The sequence below is a fragment of the Pseudomonas sp. B21-040 genome (genome assembly GCF_024748695.1).
GTDB lineage: Bacteria > Pseudomonadota > Gammaproteobacteria > Pseudomonadales > Pseudomonadaceae > Aquipseudomonas.
In genome coordinates this window covers 3,104,177-3,122,629 of record NZ_CP087176.1, presented here as the reverse complement: position 1 = coordinate 3,122,629, position 18,453 = coordinate 3,104,177, and the positions used below count along the sequence as shown (strand labels likewise).

The 18,453-nt window shown below is 58.1% G+C and carries 17 protein-coding genes; 6 read left to right on the top strand and 11 right to left on the bottom strand.

The window, feature by feature from the left end; genetic code table 11:
- The first annotated feature begins 1 nt into the window (after nucleotide 1).
- Nucleotides 2-1,642: a dihydrolipoyllysine-residue acetyltransferase gene (gene aceF, locus LOY55_RS14510; RefSeq protein WP_258668197.1), complete on the top strand. Its 1,641-nt coding sequence runs from the start codon at nucleotides 2-4 to the stop codon at nucleotides 1,640-1,642.
- Nucleotides 1,643-1,956: 314 nt separating this feature from the next.
- Here aceF and LOY55_RS14505 read toward each other — a convergent pair whose 3' ends face one another.
- The gene (locus tag LOY55_RS14505; RefSeq protein ID WP_258668196.1) at nucleotides 1,957-2,694 is read right to left on the bottom strand and encodes a GntR family transcriptional regulator; all 738 of its coding nucleotides are present in this window, start codon (nucleotides 2,692-2,694) and stop codon (nucleotides 1,957-1,959) included.
- Between the two features lie 185 nt (nucleotides 2,695-2,879).
- Here LOY55_RS14505 and LOY55_RS14500 point away from each other — a divergent pair, with 185 nt between their 5' ends.
- The 5 genes from LOY55_RS14500 (at nucleotide 2,880) to LOY55_RS14480 (ending at nucleotide 9,350) form a co-directional block, all read left to right on the top strand.
- Nucleotides 2,880-3,713: a fumarylacetoacetate hydrolase family protein gene (locus LOY55_RS14500; RefSeq protein ID WP_258668195.1), complete on the top strand. Its 834-nt coding sequence runs from the start codon at nucleotides 2,880-2,882 to the stop codon at nucleotides 3,711-3,713.
- An 86-nt stretch (nucleotides 3,714-3,799) separates the two neighbouring features.
- The gene (locus LOY55_RS14495; RefSeq protein ID WP_258668194.1) at nucleotides 3,800-4,738 is read left to right on the top strand and encodes a VOC family protein; all 939 of its coding nucleotides are present in this window, start codon (nucleotides 3,800-3,802) and stop codon (nucleotides 4,736-4,738) included.
- Nucleotides 4,739-4,778: 40 nt separating this feature from the next.
- Nucleotides 4,779-6,545 (top strand): FAD-dependent monooxygenase, encoded by a 1,767-nt coding sequence (locus tag LOY55_RS14490; RefSeq protein ID WP_258668193.1) that lies wholly within the window; start codon nucleotides 4,779-4,781, stop codon nucleotides 6,543-6,545.
- A 134-nt stretch (nucleotides 6,546-6,679) separates the two neighbouring features.
- Nucleotides 6,680-8,038 (top strand): porin, encoded by a 1,359-nt coding sequence (locus LOY55_RS14485; RefSeq protein WP_258668192.1) that lies wholly within the window; start codon nucleotides 6,680-6,682, stop codon nucleotides 8,036-8,038.
- A gap of 67 nt (nucleotides 8,039-8,105) precedes the next feature.
- Nucleotides 8,106-9,350: an MFS transporter gene (locus LOY55_RS14480; protein WP_258668191.1), complete on the top strand. Its 1,245-nt coding sequence runs from the start codon at nucleotides 8,106-8,108 to the stop codon at nucleotides 9,348-9,350.
- Between the two features lie 302 nt (nucleotides 9,351-9,652).
- Here LOY55_RS14480 and LOY55_RS14475 read toward each other — a convergent pair whose 3' ends face one another.
- From LOY55_RS14475 to LOY55_RS14430, 10 genes are all read right to left on the bottom strand, one after another.
- Nucleotides 9,653-9,946: a hypothetical protein gene (locus tag LOY55_RS14475; RefSeq protein WP_258668190.1), complete on the bottom strand. Its 294-nt coding sequence runs from the start codon at nucleotides 9,944-9,946 to the stop codon at nucleotides 9,653-9,655.
- A gap of 71 nt (nucleotides 9,947-10,017) precedes the next feature.
- The gene (locus tag LOY55_RS14470) at nucleotides 10,018-10,944 is read right to left on the bottom strand and encodes a transporter (protein WP_258668189.1); all 927 of its coding nucleotides are present in this window, start codon (nucleotides 10,942-10,944) and stop codon (nucleotides 10,018-10,020) included.
- A 23-nt stretch (nucleotides 10,945-10,967) separates the two neighbouring features.
- Nucleotides 10,968-12,329: an OprD family outer membrane porin gene (locus LOY55_RS14465; protein WP_408980999.1), complete on the bottom strand. Its 1,362-nt coding sequence runs from the start codon at nucleotides 12,327-12,329 to the stop codon at nucleotides 10,968-10,970.
- Between the two features lie 59 nt (nucleotides 12,330-12,388).
- Nucleotides 12,389-13,363, bottom strand: a complete 975-nt coding sequence (locus tag LOY55_RS14460) for a biotin/lipoyl-binding protein (protein ID WP_408980987.1) — start codon at nucleotides 13,361-13,363, stop codon at nucleotides 12,389-12,391.
- Nucleotides 13,360-13,563 carry a DUF1656 domain-containing protein gene (locus LOY55_RS14455; protein ID WP_258668187.1) on the bottom strand — a complete coding sequence of 68 codons (204 nt, stop codon included), beginning with the start codon at nucleotides 13,561-13,563 and terminating at the stop codon, nucleotides 13,360-13,362. The genes LOY55_RS14460 and LOY55_RS14455 overlap by 4 nt, the downstream gene beginning before the upstream one ends.
- Nucleotides 13,553-15,700 carry an FUSC family protein gene (locus LOY55_RS14450; protein ID WP_258668186.1) on the bottom strand — a complete coding sequence of 716 codons (2,148 nt, stop codon included), beginning with the start codon at nucleotides 15,698-15,700 and terminating at the stop codon, nucleotides 13,553-13,555. Before LOY55_RS14450 ends, LOY55_RS14455 begins: the two co-directional genes overlap by 11 nt.
- 31 nt (nucleotides 15,701-15,731) lie before the next feature.
- Nucleotides 15,732-16,670 carry a pirin family protein gene (locus LOY55_RS14445; protein WP_258668184.1) on the bottom strand — a complete coding sequence of 313 codons (939 nt, stop codon included), beginning with the start codon at nucleotides 16,668-16,670 and terminating at the stop codon, nucleotides 15,732-15,734.
- A gap of 2 nt (nucleotides 16,671-16,672) precedes the next feature.
- Nucleotides 16,673-17,113, bottom strand: coding sequence for an NADPH-dependent FMN reductase (locus LOY55_RS14440; protein ID WP_309475412.1), 441 nt, complete (start codon nucleotides 17,111-17,113; stop codon nucleotides 16,673-16,675).
- Between the two features lie 148 nt (nucleotides 17,114-17,261).
- Nucleotides 17,262-17,669 (bottom strand): OsmC family protein, encoded by a 408-nt coding sequence (locus LOY55_RS14435; RefSeq protein ID WP_258668183.1) that lies wholly within the window; start codon nucleotides 17,667-17,669, stop codon nucleotides 17,262-17,264.
- An 81-nt stretch (nucleotides 17,670-17,750) separates the two neighbouring features.
- Nucleotides 17,751-18,401 carry an isochorismatase family protein gene (locus LOY55_RS14430; RefSeq protein ID WP_258668181.1) on the bottom strand — a complete coding sequence of 217 codons (651 nt, stop codon included), beginning with the start codon at nucleotides 18,399-18,401 and terminating at the stop codon, nucleotides 17,751-17,753.
- Nucleotides 18,402-18,453 lie beyond the last annotated feature (52 nt).

Here is an 18,453-nt window from a genome sequence, read left to right as displayed (position 1 = left end):
TGTGAGCGAACTCATTCGCGTACCTGACATCGGCAGCGGTGAAGGTGAAGTAATTGAACTGTTTGTGAAGGTCGGCGACCGTATCGAAGCCGAGCAGAGCATCCTGACGCTGGAATCGGACAAGGCGAGCATGGAAGTGCCTGCGCCGAAGGCCGGTATCGTCAAGAGCCTGAAAGTGAAGCTGGGCGATCGCCTGAAAGAAGGCGACGAGCTGCTGGAGCTGGAAGTCGAAGGTGCCGCTGCTGCTCCTGCGGCTGCAGCTGCGCCTGCTGCTGCAAAAGCAGAAGAGAAACCGACCGCTGCACCCGCGCCGGCCGCTCCTGCTGCTGCGCCTGCTGCCGCTTCGGTTCAGCAAGTGCACGTGCCGGACATCGGTTCGTCGGGCAAGGCCCAGATCATCGAGATCCAGGTCAAGGTGGGCGACACCGTCGAGGCTGATCAGTCGCTGATCACCCTGGAATCCGACAAGGCCAGCATGGAAATCCCATCGCCTACCGCTGGCGTGGTCAAGAGCATCAGCGTCAAGCTCAACGACGAAGTCGGCACTGGCGACCTGATTCTGGATCTGGAAGTGGCGGGTGCTGCGGCCCCTGCTGCTGCCGCTCCTGCGCAAGCTGCTGCGCTGGCCAAGACTGAAGTTGCTACCGCAGATGTCGCTCCTGCCCCAGCAGTGGCTACAAACGCTGAAGCTGTGCAGGCCCCTGCACCAGCGCCAAGCGGTGCCAAGGTTCACGCGGGCCCGGCTGTGCGTCAACTGGCTCGCGAGTTCGGCGTTGAGCTGAATGCTGTCGGCGCCAGTGGCCCGCACGGTCGCATCCTGAAAGAAGACGTGCAGGTTTACGTCAAAGCCATGATGCAGAAGGCCAAGGAAGCACCGGCCGCTGCTGCTGGCGCAACCGGCGGCGCGGGCATCCCGCCAATTCCGGTCGTGGACTTCAGCCGCTTCGGTGAAACCGAAGAAGTGCCGATGACTCACCTGATGCAAATCGGCGCGTCGAGCCTGCATCGCAGCTGGCTGAACATCCCGCACGTGACTCAGTTCGACTCGGCGGATATCACCGAACTCGAAGCATTCAGTAACGCTCAGAAAGCCGTTGCAGAGAAGGCTGGCGTCAAACTGACCATCCTGCCACTGCTGCTCAAATCCTGCGCGCACCTGCTCAAGGAACTGCCGGACTTCAACAGTTCGCTGGCACCAAGCGGCAAGGCGATCATTCGCAAGAAATACGTGAACATCGGCTTCGCCGTCGACACCCCGGATGGCCTGCTGGTACCGGTCATCAAGAGTGTCGACCAGAAGAGCTTGCTGCAACTGGCCGCCGAAGCCGCTTCCCTGGCTGAAAAAGCCCGGACCAAGAAGCTCTCGTCGGACGAGATGCAAGGCGCCTGCTTCACCATTTCCAGCCTCGGCCACATTGGCGGCACCGGCTTCACGCCGATCGTCAACGCGCCGGAAGTGGCGATCCTCGGTGTTTCCAAGGCATCCATCCAGCCAGTCTGGAACGGTAAAGCCTTCCAGCCGAAACTGATGCTGCCGCTGTCGCTGTCTTATGACCACCGCGTGATCAACGGCGCCGTTGCGGCCCGTTTCACCAAGCGTCTGAGCGACCTGTTGGGCGACATCCGTACGCTACTTTTATAGGGAATCTCAGACTCAATCAGAAATGAGAGGAGGTAACGAAGCGTAAGCTGCATTACCTCCGAGCGGGTTTCGACGCCGCTTTTAAAAAATGAAGGCTGGCAAACAACGTTTGCTTCCCTTACCCACATCAAAACTTGCTCGTATGAGTATTTTTGCCGATGCCCATCAATCCAATCATCACTGATCTTCTTTTGCTTGGTAACCGCCACCGGCCCCTACAAAGCAATGCGTCTTGGAACGCCGAAGAAGAATCCTGGCATGCAACGTGAGTCCGACCAGTATTTCGATCAGGACGATAATACTCTGATTGCCGATCAGATCTTAGGAGTTCTGACTGTATGACTAGCGCTACGCTGAAGCCATTCGTGAGTCAGAACCCGCTTTGTGGTTTCTTCATAGTGCGCAGAGAGAATCTCACAGGCAGCCTTGATGTTCTTGCTCAGAGCCGCGTCAAGCAGGCGCTTGTGCTCGCCCCTTACGTCGCGTGAATCACTGTCGGCGTAATGCATGGCGAGCAGACGATAACGCGCCGTCTGGTCGCGCAGCGTTGCGGCAAAACGCAACAGCCAAGATGAGCCGCAGCTGGACAATAGTGCTTTGTGAAAGGCGTCGTGGGCGATTTCCCACTCGGGCTTGAGAAGGCGCTCTGGGCCCTCGATAACCGGCAAACGATCAAGGCGATGGTGCGCCGCGAGCACCCTGCTCTCCCACTCCACATCGCCCTGACTGATCGACAATGCGAGCGCCCTGCACTCGATATGCAGACGCGTGTCCGTGATGTCACGGATCTCCTGCGCGGAAATGCGACCCACGCTGAAACCCTTCTGATCCTCCGCGTCAACAAACCCCGTTGCCGCCAATCGCGATAGCGCCTCGCGCAACGGAATCACGCCGGCTTCGTAGAAGTCCGCGAGTTCCTTGAGTCGCAACCGGCTACCGGGTACCAGCCGGCCATTGATGATGTCCTGACGAACACGCACCTCCAGCTGCGACGCCATGGTGCGCTTCTCAAGGGGCTCGCTTCTATCGGGCCATTGTTCGGGTTGATTCATGGGAAAACATCATCCTGCGACGGGTCATGGCCAAATCATACACAGGGGGCAGGATTAATAGAAAATATCTTGAAAATATATTTTTTGTTGACGTTATATTTTTATGACGTTAGCTTTTTGTCCTACAAACCGCCGTGCTCTGGTGGTCGCTCCAACCCAAACAACCACAACAAGAGGTTCACCCCATGCGATACGTTTACTTCAACCATCAGGGCCGCGCCGTACTGGGCGTACGCACCGCCGATGGCGTCAAAGTGCTGGGCGAAGAGACGCTGGAGTCCCTGCTCGAACGTGGCGTGAATCTGGCCACCTACGGTGCGAACGCACAGGGTCCCGTGGTTGAAATTGGCGAACAAGACTATCTGCCGCTGATGCGCAAACCGGGGAAGATCATTTGCGTCGGCCTCAACTATGCCGATCACACCAAAGAATCGCCCTACGCCCAGCCGGACTACCCGACACTCTTCCCGCGCTTCAACAGCAGCCTGACGGCCCACAACAAGCCGCTGATCCGTCCAAAAATATCCGACACCCTCGACTACGAAGGTGAAATGGCCGTGGTGCTGAAGAGCGGCGGTCGCCACATTTCGAAAGACCAAGCCCTGGATCACGTTGCCGGCTACGCGCTGTTTAATGAAGGTTCGGTACGCGATTACCAGTTCAAATCGCCGCAATGGACCGTCGGCAAGAATTTCGACGATACCGGCGCGTTCGGACCGGATCTGGTCACTGCCGATGAATTGCCCGCCGGTGGCAAGGGCCTGTTGCTGGAGACCCGGGTCAACGGCAAAGTCGTTCAATCCGCCAACACCAATGACATGCTCTTTGATGTAGCGACGGTCATCGCCACCCTTAGCGAAGCGGTCACCCTGGAAGCCGGCGACGTGATTGTCAGCGGTACCCCGGCCGGTGTCGGTTTCGGCATGAACCCCAAGGTCTACCTCAAGCCCGGCGACGTGGTTGAGGTGTCGATCGAAGGTATCGGCAAACTGGTCAACCCGGTCGTTGACGAAGCGTAGCGATCAGAACTGGCCATGCTGATGCAGCATGGCTCGACAACAAGAAAGCGGCCCGATGCAGGCCGCGACAGTTGGAGGAATACGTAATGACCTTGTTCGACAAGGCATTGGACGGTTCGCCCCGCCCGCTAGGGGTCCACTCGCTGGACCACTACGCCCTGGATGTGCCCTGCCTGGATACTGCCCGGGATTTCTACACCTGCTTTGGCCTGGATGTCCGCGAAGAGAACGGAGTGTTGGTGCTGCGTACCTTCGGTGATCCGCACCCGTGGGCCTACCTTCACAAAGGCCCCGGCAAAAAGCTTCGACATATCGCTTTTGGTGCTTATGCCGAGGATCTGCCCGCATTGCGAGCGCAAGTCGAGGCCGAGGGCTGCGAAGTGTCGCCGCTCGCTGATGAAGGTTTTCACTTCGCTGCCCCGGATGGCACCCAGGTCCAGGTCCGGATTGCCGACAAGGTCACGCCCGATTGCAAACCCGAAGTCAGTTTCGACAGTGCCTGCGGTGGTGAACGAGGATCACCCTATCGTCGACACGCATCGTCGGTCCGGCCGCGACGCTTGTCACACATCATGCTGTTCACCCCGGACCTTGCGCGCATCATCGCGTTTTACGAACGAGCGCTGGGCATTCGCCTGTCGGATCGCTCGGAACACGTTGTCGCCTTCATGCACACCGTGCACGGCGCAGACCATCACACCGTTGCTTTCGTGCAGTCGCAAGCCCCGGGCTTCCACCATTGCAGTTGGGACGTTGCGTCAATCAACGAAGTCGGCCTCGGCGCCATGCGCATGGCTGATCAAGGCTGGAAGCAAGGGTGGGGTTTGGGCAGGCATGTGCTGGGTTCCAACTACTTCTATTACGTGCGCGACCCGTGGGGCAGTTACTGCGAGTACTCCTGCGATATCGACTTCGTCCCGGCAGGTGTCACGTGGGAAGCCGGCAACCATCCACCAGAGGATTCATTGTACCTCTGGGGGCCGGATGTACCCGACGAATTCATCGTCAACTACGAAGCGCTATGAATCGGTCCGTTACACAAGAACAAGATTGCGGAGCAAAGAAATGAATCAACAACATTCCACCGAAATTCTGGAAGTCCCTGTATTGATCATTGGCGGAGGGCCGGCTGGCCTCGCGGCCTCGTTACTGCTGTCGCGCTACGGCATCAAGAGCTTGTTGATCAACAAGTACCGCTGGACGGCTAACAGCCCAAGGGCACACATCACCAATCAGCGCACCGTCGAAGTGTTCCGCGACGCGGGAGTAGAGCCCCAGGTTGTTGCCGCCGCTTCGCCACACGAATTGATGGCCAATAACGTGTGGGCCACCAGTTTTGCCGGGCAGGAACTGGGCCGTCTGCTGACCTGGGGCAATGCTATCGAGCGCAAGTCCGACTATGAGACGGCCAGCCCTTCCGCGATGTGCAACATCCCTCAACACCTACTTGAACCCATTATTGCCAACGAAGCGCTACGAGCCGGTAGCGAGATGCGCTTCAACAGCGAACTGCTCGACTTCACCCAGGATGCCGACGGTGTCACCGCACGCATCCTCGATCGTACCGTCGGCCATGAGTACCAGGTTCGCGCTCAGTACATGATCGGTGCTGACGGCGCACGTAGCCGAGTGATGGAACTGCTCGGAATCCCGCTAGAGGGCGAGACTGGCCTGGGTTGCGCCGTAAACGTCTGGTTGCGTGCAGACCTGCGCCGCTACTGCGAGAGCCGCCCCGGCGTTCTTTACTGGATGGTCCAGCCGGGTAACGACTATTGGGTGGGCAGCGGCACTTTCATCTGTGTAAAACCCTGGACTGAATGGGTAATGCTCTACATGTACGACCCTGCTCAGGGCGAGCCGGACCTGAGCGAAGCCGCCGTGATCGAACGCGCGCGCCGGGTCATCGGCGATGCCGACATTCCGGTCGAAGTGCTCTCCACCAGCAAGTGGCAGATCAACCATGTGGTTGCCGACCGCTACGCCCAGGGTCGGGTGTTCTGTGCGGGCGACGCCGTCCACCGTCATCCCCCAGCCAATGGTTTGGGCACCAATACCTCGGTGCAAGACGTCTACAACCTGGCGTGGAAACTCGCCATGGTGCTCAAGGGCCAGGCCGGCCCAGGCTTGCTGGACAGCTACAACTCGGAACGCCAGCCCGTCGGCCGCCAGGTCGTGGACCGGGCGATGGCCAGCGTGCGCAACATGCTGCCGATTGCCAATGCCCTGGGCTTCAAACCAGGACAGAGCGAAGAAGAAGGCTGGGCCAGCCTGGGCGAGTTGTATGCCGAAACCGAACTCGGTCGTGAGCGTCGTGCTGAGCTGAATCAGGCCATCGCCCTGCAAAACTACCAGTTCAACTGCCATGGTGTGGAACTGGGCCAGCGTTATCGCAGCTCGGCGGTCATCGACGATGGCAGCGAACAACCGGCCTATACCCGTGATCGCGAGCTGTATTACCACCCCACCACCTGGCCCGGTGCGCGACTGCCCCATGCCTGGCTTAACGATACGCAAGGGCGTCAGGTGTCGACACTGGATATCTGCGGCAAGGGTCACCTGACCCTGCTCACTGGCCATGGCGGTACGGTTTGGTGCCAGGCCGCCGAGGCGGCAGCCCGTGAATTGGGCATTGATCTGCAAGTACGGCGCATCGGTATTGGCCTGGACTATGCCGACAGCTACGGCGACTGGGCTCGCCTACGCGAGATCGAAGAGGACGGCTGCCTGTTGGTACGCCCGGACAACCACGTCGGTTGGCGCGCACAGAACGGCAAGCACGCTAACGGGGCGGTTCTGCTCGACGTGCTCAAGAGCCTTCTCGATCGCCGCTAATTCGTTACACCACCTGAACGCATGAGCTTTCTCGCGGGCCGGCAACGGCCCGCCACGGGCATCGCTCGCCCGTGAAAAAACACGCATGAAGGTTTCGGTTCACCGGCAATAACAACAATAAAAAGAGGCAGGTTATGTTGACCATCGGCAAAAAAATGCTCGGTGCGGGTTTGCTCGCCCTCGCATCCCTGCATGTGCAGGCACAAGAACAGGAAAAGAGTGAAGGCTCGCTGGTACGCAGTCTTTTCGGCCCAAGCCTGGAGCAGGATTATGGAATCAAGGTCTCTGGGCTGCTCGACATCGGTTATGTACGTAACAACCGCTCTACCCGCGATGAACGCGACGATGGCCTGAGCAACCTGCCGTTGACCGGCTATTCCGATGAAGGCCTGGAACTGGCGTCAGTCCACGTGTTTGTCGACAAACCATTGGTTGCCAATGTCATCCCCCGCGTCACACCACTGCCGGGTCCAAGCCCGGAGCAGTTTTCCTTCGGTTTCAGCATGGAAACCCTTTACGGGCGCAATGGACAGTTCGCCCGTACCTTCGGTTGGGATATGCACTGGGATGCCAATTCGCCCGGCGACGATGATCCCGACTCGGCCAAACGCCACAAGCAGAAATTCGTCGCCACGCCCAACCTGTTCGCCTCTATGTACATGCCTTACGGCCCCGGCGTCAGTGTGATAGCTGGGATCTTCGGTCCGGCCATCGGCTACGAAATTCCGCCGAACATCCGTGAGGCACGCAACCCGTTCGCCAGCAAGACCTACGCCTTTGTCACGGAGCCCAGCACCGTATCCGGCATTCTTGCCAGCACGCGTCTGTTCAATGGCGAAAGCAGTCTGCTCGGGGCCGAACTGGGAGTGGTGCAAGGCTGGAACAATTTGCGCGACAACAACCACGGCAAATCGGTGATGGGTGCCCTGCGTTGGCGTACAGCAGACATGCGCACCTGGGTCGACTATGAGTTCATGGTGGGCGACGAGGAAAACCAAAACATCGACGACGTGCAAGCACCCACTGCACGGCTGATTTCGCCCCACGGTCAACTTCGCCAACAGCATTCGCTGAACGGTTGGCACGCCTTTGATTCGCAATGGTCGATGGGTGCCGAGTTGGTTTACGGCCGGCAGTCCGGCGACGGCAAGGTCGACACCGTGGACATCGTCACCGGACCGGGTTTCGACGGGGCTTCCTGGTGGGGCGTCAACAGCGTTCTGACCTACCAGCCGCGCCCCGATCTGGCGTTCTCGCTACGGGGCGAACACTTCCGTGACCATGACGGTTTCGTGCTGTTCCCGACCAGCACTGCGCGAGGCGATTTCAACGCCATGACCGTCGGTTTTCGCTGGGACGTTAGCAAAAACGTCAGCCTGCGTCCCGAGTTGCGCTACGACTGGTTCGAACCCCTTGAGCACGATCGCATCTACGGCAACGGCCGCGACCGCACGCAAATGACCGGGCTGGTCGAGGCCCTGGTTTATTTCTGACCTATCCATTGTGCGTCGACTTCATCGGCGCCCTGTCCACCCATGCCCGCAAGGGCGGAGAAATGCCATGAATAACAAGAAATGGGATTCGGCTTACGAATGGAAAGCCGTCGCGCTACTCGCGCTGGGCTTCGGCCTGGTCGGCCTGGATCGCTTCATCATTCTGCCGCTGTTCCCAGTGATGATGCGTGACCTCAACCTCAACTATCAGGACCTGGGCAACATCTCTGCCGTGCTGGCCCTCGCCTGGGGAATTTCTTCGATCTTCATGGGGCGATTGTCCGACCGGATCGGTCGGCGCAAGGTGATCATTCCTTCTGTGATCATGTTTTCGTTACTGGCCGGATTGTCTGGCCTGGCGACGAGTGTCGGTGCACTGCTGCTGATCCGCGCGGTCATGGGCGTCGCCGAGGGGGCCTTCACCCCGACTTCTATTGCCGCCACCGCCGAGGCGTCCCATCCTCGTCGACTGGGGATGAACATCGGTATCCAGCAAGCCTTCTTTCCCCTACTGGGGCTCGGTCTGGCGCCAATTGTCGCGACCCAATTGCTGCTGGTCGTGCCGTCCTGGCGCTGGGTGTTCGTGTTGGTGTCAGTCCCGGGATTTCTGATCGCCTGGGCGCTGTACCGTGTATTGCGCGAACCCCGCGCGACTGCACCGGCGGTGCGACACGTAGAAGTGCCCAGCACTCGCTGGACGACGGTGCTGCGCCAAGGCAATGTGTTACTCAACATCGCTTGCATGTTCTGCATGCTGACGTGCTTGTTCGTCAGCTCGGTCATGCTGCCGAACTACCTGACTGACTACCTGCACATGGGTATGCAGCAGATGGGGTTCGTCATGTCGGCCATCGGCTTCGGTGGATTCTTCGGCATGGTAGTAATGCCCACCCTCTCCGACCGACTGGGGCGCAAACCGGTGGCACTGCTTTCTTGCCTCGCCACCGGCTTGGCACTTTGGCTGATGATCCAAACGGGAGCCGAGCCAGTAAAACTGTTCCTGCTGCTGTTCGCGACCACCTTCTTCAACTTCAGCATGATCTGCCTGACAGTCGGCCCACTCACCAGCGAGTCAGTGCCGCCGGCCCTGGTCTCCACGGCCACGGGCCTGGTCGTAGGCATTGGTGAGGTGTTCGGTGGCGGTGTTGCACCAGCACTGGCTGGTTACATTGCACAGCATCACGGTATCGAAAACACGCTCTACCTGGCATTGAGCGGCGCGGTGCTGGGCTTGCTCGTAGCATTGTTCCTGTGCGAAACGGCGCCTCGCCACGTCTTGTTGAAAACCAAGGACAACGTAGAAGCGGCATAGTCGGGATGCATCATTCTCTGGTCATAGCGAAAGCATATCTCACTCCTTACAAGGAGAAGACAGGACGCCGGTATGGAATATACGCACTTGACACAAAGTAGATTCCGAGTCAGGCACAGGAAGTGTGTATGCCATCGCCCTGCGCCACAAACGACGAGCGATGTTTAACTCTTTTTTTGTATCAATGGTTTATAGGCAGCCGCCAAAAGCGGCTGCCTCATTTAAGCCGACGTAAGATAAAAGGCAGGTTGAAGTCGATTAAACATGCTTCTCATTTATGAAGGATCACGAGCCTCTTCCTATCATTTCCGACAAGTTAGGGCAGCCCCCTTTATCTCGGCTCCACTGGCGGTTTCCTTGCCGTCCGCCACAGCCATGCTGTCAGCCCCCAGAACCGCAGCCTCATTAAAGGCCATACGTAATGTTTCGTCCGGGTCTGAACCCTGAACGGTGAACATCTTGATTAGGCTGCATTGATCCGATGATGATGCCGTGACCAAATTAACGTTAAAACCTTTTTCAGTTAGCTGAGTAGAGCACGCAGAGATTGTGACCATTGCGATAAGTGTTAGTGTCACTGAGAACGGATTATACATAGCTTACTCTTTCCCTTTTGAGGGTATTCAAACTCGAGTTGAGAAAATCGATACCGCCGAATAAGGGAGCATTAAAATGCGTGGAGATAACGTAGCGTCAGCTGTGTTCCCTGCGAGCGGTTTTCAGCACCGTTTTCAAAGTAGAGGTTGGCGAAAATCGTTTGTGCTCTTTGCCGATACATCACACCCGGCCCAATGCCCACGACTTGTTCCCGAGAATTTGTTTGCCGATGACCATCGATCCGGTCATCACTGATCTGCTTAAGCTGGTAGCCAGCCACCCCTATCCGCCAGGTGTCAGACACCGCATAAGACACCGCCAGATTGCTGTGGATCGCCTCACCCGGCTGGATATTGTCTGCCTTTAATACAGACGCCGGATCGTTGTTGCGACTGGACCATGCATAATGGAACCGGCCACTCACTTCCAGGCGATCAGTCAGTTCCCAGGTGAACACGTAATGTGGGTTGAACACCCAGACATTGCTGCCAGTGTTGATATCCGAATCAGCGCTGTAGGACCCCGTCGGCAACGAAAAAACAAAATTCAACCGTTGCCAGTAAGGCCTGCCGAGTACCGAGCGCGGCGCCCACTGCAACAGCAGCGGACTGATGACCATGTCGCCCTGCCGAGTTCGACTACCGTCGGGCCCCTGGTCGATATCCAGGTCCAGATGCACTATCGGCAACAGCACCTCTGCCCCATAGCTGGCCCCCAGAAAAGTGTTGGAACTGAAGTAGGCAAAATGCGGAAGCACGGTAGTGCTACGAACTTTTTGCGTTCCCGGCAGAGAATGGCCTTGAGCATCACGCGCCGAGTTGCTGCGATAGATTTGCGCGGGCAATTCGAAGAGCATTCCCGGACCCGCCACACCATCCATGAAGCTCGCGTTGCCCAATGCCAAAGGCGGTAAGCTGACGCGATCGGCCTTGCTCGGTGAGCAGATGAACACCGAGCTAATGCCGATGGCCCGGATTAACCTTGCCTGTTGGCGCATGTCATACCTTCCTACGTTGCGGGCTAAAAAATACTGAACGGATAATCGACAATCACCCGGTACTCATCGGCATTCGAATTGCCTCGGGTATTGCCCGGGGCCGTGTAGCCGTCGCCCGAGCGGTGAGCCGCCCAACGCAGGGTCAGGTTTAACCCCTTGGCCTTGCCGTCGGGCACCGCGTAACGCAGGGCCACATCCCGTTCCCAATGGTGTGCATCTTTTCCGGAAGCGTTGTAGATGTAGCCATACCCTTGACTGGCGGGATCCACGCGAGTCAGGTCGGCTTCGCCGCGGGTATAGGAAGCGCTGAACTGGACATTCGGTGCATCCACAAATTTCAGGCTGGTCTGATACTGCAGCTTCCAGGACTTTTCTCCCGGCCCGTTGAAGTCGGCGTACTGCTGAGAGTTGCTCAGGTAAAGGAACGTCCGGTCATCCTGGACCATATAGTCAAACGGTGTATTACCGTCGATTTTTTGCAGACCCAGGGTCAGGCTCTGGCCAGCGCCAGAGAGCGTCAGACCACCACTGTAGGTGTCATTGTCGATCCGTCCGAACTGACTATGACCCTGATCGCGGGTTTTGAAATAGTGCAGATACGGCGTCAACGTCAATGTTTGGGTCAACTTCAGTGGCCAGCTAACGCCTGCGTAGTACTGATTCCAGATGTCGCTCAATTGTCCGCCATAGACCGTCAGGGTGATAGCGCCCGGTACGCTGTAAACACCGCCCGCCCAAGTCATATTCGGGCTTTCACGGTCGGCGGGCACCCCCGCTTTGTTGCTGGAGCCGTAGCTGGTCGTCAGATGACTCTGGCCACTTTGATTGCGCAGCCGTGTGGAGTCGACCCAGCCGGCATCGAGGGTCAGGTCTGGAACGCTGTAGTTTTTTAACGCCACACCGCGAAAGGTCTGGGGAAACACCCGGCTAACCCCACTGGCAATCACCGGGTTCTCCAAGTATTGATCGCCGGCCTGGACCAGGCTGTCAAAGCCCCTGAATTTCAATGCGGCTCCCGCCGCGGAGAATTCCGACTCCGGCTCTTTTTTTGAATTCAGCGGGAGTAGCCCGGCACCGCCGCTGCCTCCTCCGCCGTCAAGCTTCAGTCCATAAAACCCGTGTACATCGACACCGACGCCGATGGGTGTGTCGGTGTAGCCGGAGCGAAAGGACAGATAGGCACCCTGTACCCACTCCCGCTGGTCGAGCCTGGCCGGAGTGTCGTGGTTATCACGGCTGAAATAGTAGTTGCGTAACAATCCGTTGAGCGACGAGCCACTGACAAATCCGGCCGGCACCCCCATTTCAGCCTTTTGTCGATCATTGATTCCACTACTGAGGTTATCCCGTTGGCCCAGCGAGTTGTCCGCATAGGTATTCCCCATCGCCAGCGATACTCCAAGCGAAACAGAGATTCCCAGCAGTCGTTTCAACGTCTCGGCCATCATCGTGACTCCCGCTCATTGTTGATATTTTCGAGCACGGTAACCGTGGCAGTGGTGCCTGCGCGCAAGCGCCCCTTGCCCGCATATTGGGGATCGATCTGAATCCGCACGGGAACCCGCTGCGCCAGTTTGACCCAGGTGTAGCTGGGGTTGATGTTGGCCAGCAATCGACTGCCAGGGGAGTTCTCCCGATCAGTGATGGCGAAGGCAATGCTCTGCACGACACCACCGAACGTCTCGCCACTCATCAACTGAATCCGCACCGGGCGGCCCTCCTCGATCCTCGGCAGCTTGGTTTCTTCGAAGTAGCCACTGAGATAAAATGATTCACTGTCGACCAGCGCCAACAGCGCACTGCCACCACTGGCGAAATCGCCCTCGCGGGTCAGCAGATTCGTCACATAGCCACTGACCGGTGCCACCACCCGGGTCCGTTGCAGGTCAAGCTCGGCCTGGGACAAAGCGGCAATGGCCAGCTGCACATTGGCTTGCGCCAAACCAAGGTTGGCCTGGTTTCTCAATAGTTCAGCTTGAGCCACCGCCACTTCGGTACTGGACTTTTCCCACTCTTCGCCGGAGATCGCGAAACCCTGTTTGAGGGTCCGTCGCCTGCGTTCTTCGCTCTGGCGTTGTTTGAGTAAAGCCTCACTGGAAATGATTGATGCCTGCGACTGGCCCTGAGTGGCTTTCGCCACTTCGACTGAACGCTTCGCGTGTTCGACCGCCAGTGCGTAGCGCGCCGGGTCGATTTCCAGTAGCAACTGGCCCTTCTGCACATGCTGATTGTCCTGCACCTGCAAGCTGACGATACGTCCCGAGACGTCGGCGGACAGCGTCACCACATCGGCACGCACCCGCGCATCACGAGTCCAGGGCGATCGAGTGTAATGCTCCCAAGCAAACCAACCGAGCAGAACCGCCAACCCTACAACGGCCAAAGTCACCAGTTGTGCAACGGTTTTCTTCAGACTCATGAGACACCCATCAGCAAAATCACCACCGCACACACGCAGGCATAGAGTGCCCCCTCAAATAACGCTTCATGCCAGACGAACTTCAGCAAACCGATCCTCCGTGCGCACCAATCCAGCAGCAGAAAAATCGGTAACGCCAATAACAGGGCCTGAGCAATAGGCGGCAAGTAGACGCCGCCCAGCTCGAAATCAATGGGCAAGGATCGGTACTCCTGCGTCCGAGGGTTGAAGAAATTCGCGATAACGTTCAATGAACGAGGCCACGATCAACAGCGCGACGCGAATGCGGAACACCGACCACAAGTGTTCGTGACCTGACGCCAGCTCGCCGGAATGCAACTGATCCAGTTCTTCTCCGAGGCGGCGTAACTCATCCGTCAGTTCGTCGAAATCAATGCCTGGTCTATCCGCGACGTAGCGACCGGTTTGGCGCAGGATCGACTGCAAACGGTCTTTGACCTGCGGACTCAACAGCGCATTGTCCTGACTTTGCTGTTTCAGCTGATTGAGGGCTACGCCCAGCGCCATGCACGCCAGGCTGACTTCATACAACTGATTGCTGCGAGGGTCATTGGCCGCTGGCAATAACCCCAGCATCATTGTCAGGCGATCGACCATGCGACTTTCAAAGGCAAACTGCTGTTCGTCGACGGCCGACGTCTTGAGCAGCAGATAAACCTGCTCACGGGTCTCCCGGAACAGCCGGTAGATGCGCTGCACCGGATTGAAGGGAAACACCCAGGAATACACCAGCAACGACAGCACCCCGGCACAGACATAAGCCCCGGTGAATTCGAACCACTGGGTCGCGGTATTTTGCCAAGTCCCAATGTTCTGTGGGCCGACCATCAGGAAGGTCGACAGTCCAAGGCCCATGCCGATTCCCGCGGTCGTCGGACTGGCCAGCCCGACCGCGATCACGTAAAGCAGCGGCACCAGGATCAACGCCAGCATTTCGAAGTCGCCAATCGCAGGCACCAACATGAACTGATAAATCGCTGAAACAACCAGTGCTAAGCCCAAACCTCGGACATAGTTTTGGCTGGCGAGTAGCGGACGCGGAAAGGTCGCCATCAACGAGCACAAAATGCCCACCAGAATCATCCCGGCACGGGCGCCGTCCCAGCCGGTTTCGATCCAGATCAACCCGGACACCAGCAATGCGATAAACGCACGAGTCCCGTTCATCGCGGCCAGGCGAAGGTCCAAATGCAACGGGTTACTACGAGCCTGCTGATAGACACAGTTGGCCTCACGGCCGCTCTGAATAGCGTCACTCAGTTCAAGAATTTCCTCTAGCTGTTGCAGCAGGCGCGCTTGCTCCCAGCGTAACGCCCACGCTAGTGAACGTAGGGTGGCCGGCATGTTTTCGCTCAGCTGTTCGGCCTGTTCCGCCAGGTGATCAAAACGTTGCTGGAGTATCTTGAATTGATGCCGGGCGTCACTGGACAGCGAGCGGCCCTGCCTGGCCAATTCGTCGAGAAACAGCAGTTCATCTTCACGCAAACGCTGAATATGCTCAGGAAATTCACCCTCCCAGCGTTCACCGATCAATGTGCGTTGATGCCGTAACACGGTCAGGCGTGAGGTCAACAACACCAACTGATTGCCCAGCAGTTGCACCAGACTGTTGGCACTGCGCAAACGCGGTGCATCGAAGTACAGATGCCGACGCAAGCCCTCCAGCGCACTGATCTCCCCCAGCAGTTGCAACTGGCGCTTATGAAAATCTGCTTCGCTTTCCTCGGTACGGATCACCGCCGCCGCGTGTTGCGCCATCAGCTTCAGCACCTGATCAACCTTGGCAAAGTAACCCCGAGCCACCGCCTCCGGCCGCGCCGTCAACAGGCTGACCACGCACACACAGGCGACAGCCAGCAGCGTCTCGGTGATCCGGGTAATGGCTAGCATTAAGGTGTTGTCCTGTTCGGGGACCGCCAGCAAGGCAACTACCACCGCCGTGAAGCCACTGAGTACAAAAGCGTGGGAGCTGGTGTAGCGCAGCAGGGTGCCCCCGGCGGTACACAACGCCAACCACAGCGCCAATGTGACAATGAACGGCAGTGGTGCCTGGGGAAAAACCGCCATGATCAGCACCGCCACCACAGCGCCCACCGTGGTGCCAATGACCTGCGAGAAGCTGCGTTGCAGGGCCATGCCCCCTAGGGGCTGGCTGACGATGATCACCGCCATGACCGACCACTTAGGCTGATCAAGGTCAAAGATGAACGCCAGGTACAAGGTCAGCAGGCCGGCGGCGACAGTGCGCAAGGCAAACAGCAGCCCCGCAAGACCGGGGTTAAAAACAACCTTGAAATAATTAATCAGGGGTTGCATTGGGAAGCTCTGTCGTCGAGCATCTCAGGCATTACCATGGTAACCGCGGGGCGACCAAACGTTCTCCGTCAAACCCCTCTACGTCACCGAAGCGCTCAAGGTCCCGGCTGTTCCAGGCCTCAAGGGCCTTGCCGATTTCCTCCTTGCTGTGGCCGACGAAGTTCCACCACAGCTGTATTTCCTCGGCAAACGGTTCGCCCCCCAGCAGCAAGGCACGCGAGACCTGAGTGGATGACAACTCAATCTCACTGAGGCCACGCCCCAGGTAAGCCAGCTCATTGCGGGCAAAGGTCTGGCCGTTGATGGTGTAAGCGCCCTCCAGCGGCAAGATGCCGTACTCGAATCGCGGATCCACAGACAATCGAATCGAGGCTGCCCCCTGACTCGCCAGGTCCATTCCCACCAGTGGCGAAAAAATGCGGCTGGGGGCGGTGCGGCCGGCGAAACTCCCGGCCAGCAGGGTGATCGTTACCCCCCCGTCATCCCAGACTGGCAAGTCTGGATAATGATCGAACGCCGGAGCGCAGTTCTCGTCAGCTTCCGGTAAGGCAATCCATAGCTGCGCGGCGTGCAGATGGTGCTCGTCAGGCAGCGACTCTTCTGTATGGGTGATACCCCGTCCGGCCGTCATCAAGTTGACCTGACCCGGGCGAATGACCTGGACGTTGCCCAGGCTGTCGCGGTGCAGCACTTTACCCTTGATCATCCAGGTGAAAGTCTGCAAGCCAATATGCGGATGGGGGCCGACGCGCAGACCGGCTTTTTTTTCAAACACCGCTGGACCGGCATGGTCGAGAAAACACCAGGCGCCAATCATCCGTCGCTGCGCTGAGGGCAGTAATCGGTTGACCGTGATCCCACCACCGACTTCGGCGGAGCGCGCCGTGACTCTCTGAATCGCTCTAATGCCCTCTTCCACCGGACAGCCCGATGACGTGGACAACTGACATTGGGGCTCTTGATTGCTCATTGTTACCTCTCTTGCGGCCAAGCTTTGTGCTTGATGACCCAGACATAAAAAGCCTCAAGCAGACCGCGCAATTGTTCGCGTGTGCGCTCATCCATCAACTGCCCCTGAGCATCGAAAAGCGCCGGGGCACCCGCGATCATGACCTCTGGCCGATTCATCATGTGTACATCGAGAAACACCATGCTTTGGCGTAAGTGATACTGCGCACGGGCAGTTCCGAAGCGTCCGGCACTGGCCCCGAACACCGCGGCCGGCTTGCCGGCAAAGGGTTGTTCGGGTGGACGGGAGGCCCAGTCGATGGCATTTTTCAGCACACTAGGAACCGAGTAGTTGTATTCCGGTGTGGTCCACAGCAAGGCATCGGCCGCTCGGATCTGCTGGCGAAAACGCTCGACCGCCGGGGGAAAACCGAGAGCGAAAACATCTTCGTTGTACTGCGGGATCTCGGCGATGTCCCCATCTCGATGTGCATGCCGGCAGGCGCAAGACCTATCGCCTCGCGCAAAGCGGCCGTGTTGTAGGAGCCGCGGCGCAGACTGCCGGAGACCCCCAGGACCTTGATTTCGGGAAGATTCGCCATGACCGCGCTCCTCACTCGGCCAGTTGGCTGCTGATGAGGATTTCGCCGCTCAAGACCTTGTGGATGGGGCAGGCGTTGGCAACCTCCAGCAACCGCAAGCGCTGCTCGTGGCTCAGCGCACCCGTCAAGTGGATGTCTCGACCGATGTGAGTCTGCGCATCATGGGTGATGCGCTCCCGCAGAATGCTCAGCTTAACGTCAACCTCCTCAAGCGGAATTCCCTTGCGCTGTGCGTACATGGCAACGGTGATCGACGTACAGGCACCAAGGGCCGACAACAGCAATTGATGCGGCGAGGGTCCAGTGTCTCCGCCGCCGAGTGTTTGCGGCACATCGCTGGCCCATGCATGCAAGCCATCCGATAACTTCACCTGGAAGGCAGTGCCCTCGAAGGAAGCGCGGATCGTTGATTCGCTCATTGAAAACTCCTATTCGTGTTGCTGGCGGCTGTGACCGATGAACCTATTGACAGGCAAAGCCCATCGCCAAAGCCATCCGGATTACCGCGTACCTTCCTTGAGACCCAGCAGTTGCCATTCCCAACGTAAACCTTGACCAAAAGCACCACCCAACTCAGCAAAGAGCTTGGCCACATCACCGGCAGTTTCTTCGCGGGACCAGTCACGTTGCAGCTCACTGACATAGACGGCTGTGGTCAGTGGCCGGGCGCCGGCTTGCACCATCCGTTGTACGCCTCGCTCATGGCCTTCTGCACTCCCCCCTCCAGCGGCATCAGTAACGATATAAACCTCGTAACCTTCGGCAAGGGTGCTCAACACGGCAAGACTTAGACAGACTTCCGTCCACAAACCTGCAATTACCAGTTTTTTCTTGCCGGTCTTCGAGACCCATTCGCGCACCCGCGGATCGTCCCAAGAGTTGAGGCCGGTGCGATCGATTGGCTTCTGCTCAGGAAACACCGCTTGCAGTTCCTGGAAAATTTCCTGGCGTTCAGCAAAGGCAGTAGTCAACAACGTCGGGACATTGAATATCTTTGCGCCTTTGGCCAGCATCGTGGTGTTACTGACCACCGTTTCTGCGGGATGAGAGCGCACGGCCAACAGTTGCAAGTACTGGTGGTCAATCAGCAAAAGGGCATGGTTATCCGCAGTTAGTAAGGTGTCGTCTCGCTGGATATTTGAGTTAGTCATAACGGTTCTCCGTGATCGCGTGTCGGTGTGCTCAGAGGCTGTTGGTACTGCG

Coding starts and splice junctions, on each gene's coding strand:
- LOY55_RS14505 (WP_258668196.1), bottom strand. CDS start 2,694: ATGAATCAACCCGAACAATGGCCCGATAGAAGCGAGCCCCTTGAGAAG.
- LOY55_RS14500 (WP_258668195.1), top strand. CDS start 2,880: ATGCGATACGTTTACTTCAACCATCAGGGCCGCGCCGTACTGGGCGTA.
- LOY55_RS14495 (WP_258668194.1), top strand. CDS start 3,800: ATGACCTTGTTCGACAAGGCATTGGACGGTTCGCCCCGCCCGCTAGGG.
- LOY55_RS14490 (WP_258668193.1), top strand. CDS start 4,779: ATGAATCAACAACATTCCACCGAAATTCTGGAAGTCCCTGTATTGATC.
- LOY55_RS14485 (WP_258668192.1), top strand. CDS start 6,680: ATGTTGACCATCGGCAAAAAAATGCTCGGTGCGGGTTTGCTCGCCCTC.
- LOY55_RS14480 (WP_258668191.1), top strand. CDS start 8,106: ATGAATAACAAGAAATGGGATTCGGCTTACGAATGGAAAGCCGTCGCG.
- LOY55_RS14475 (WP_258668190.1), bottom strand. CDS start 9,946: ATGTATAATCCGTTCTCAGTGACACTAACACTTATCGCAATGGTCACA.
- LOY55_RS14470 (WP_258668189.1), bottom strand. CDS start 10,944: ATGCGCCAACAGGCAAGGTTAATCCGGGCCATCGGCATTAGCTCGGTG.
- LOY55_RS14465 (WP_408980999.1), bottom strand. CDS start 12,329: ATGGGGAATACCTATGCGGACAACTCGCTGGGCCAACGGGATAACCTC.
- LOY55_RS14460 (WP_408980987.1), bottom strand. CDS start 13,363: ATGAGTCTGAAGAAAACCGTTGCACAACTGGTGACTTTGGCCGTTGTA.
- LOY55_RS14450 (WP_258668186.1), bottom strand. CDS start 15,700: ATGCAACCCCTGATTAATTATTTCAAGGTTGTTTTTAACCCCGGTCTT.
- LOY55_RS14445 (WP_258668184.1), bottom strand. CDS start 16,670: ATGAGCAATCAAGAGCCCCAATGTCAGTTGTCCACGTCATCGGGCTGT.
- LOY55_RS14435 (WP_258668183.1), bottom strand. CDS start 17,669: ATGAGCGAATCAACGATCCGCGCTTCCTTCGAGGGCACTGCCTTCCAG.
- LOY55_RS14430 (WP_258668181.1), bottom strand. CDS start 18,401: ATGACTAACTCAAATATCCAGCGAGACGACACCTTACTAACTGCGGAT.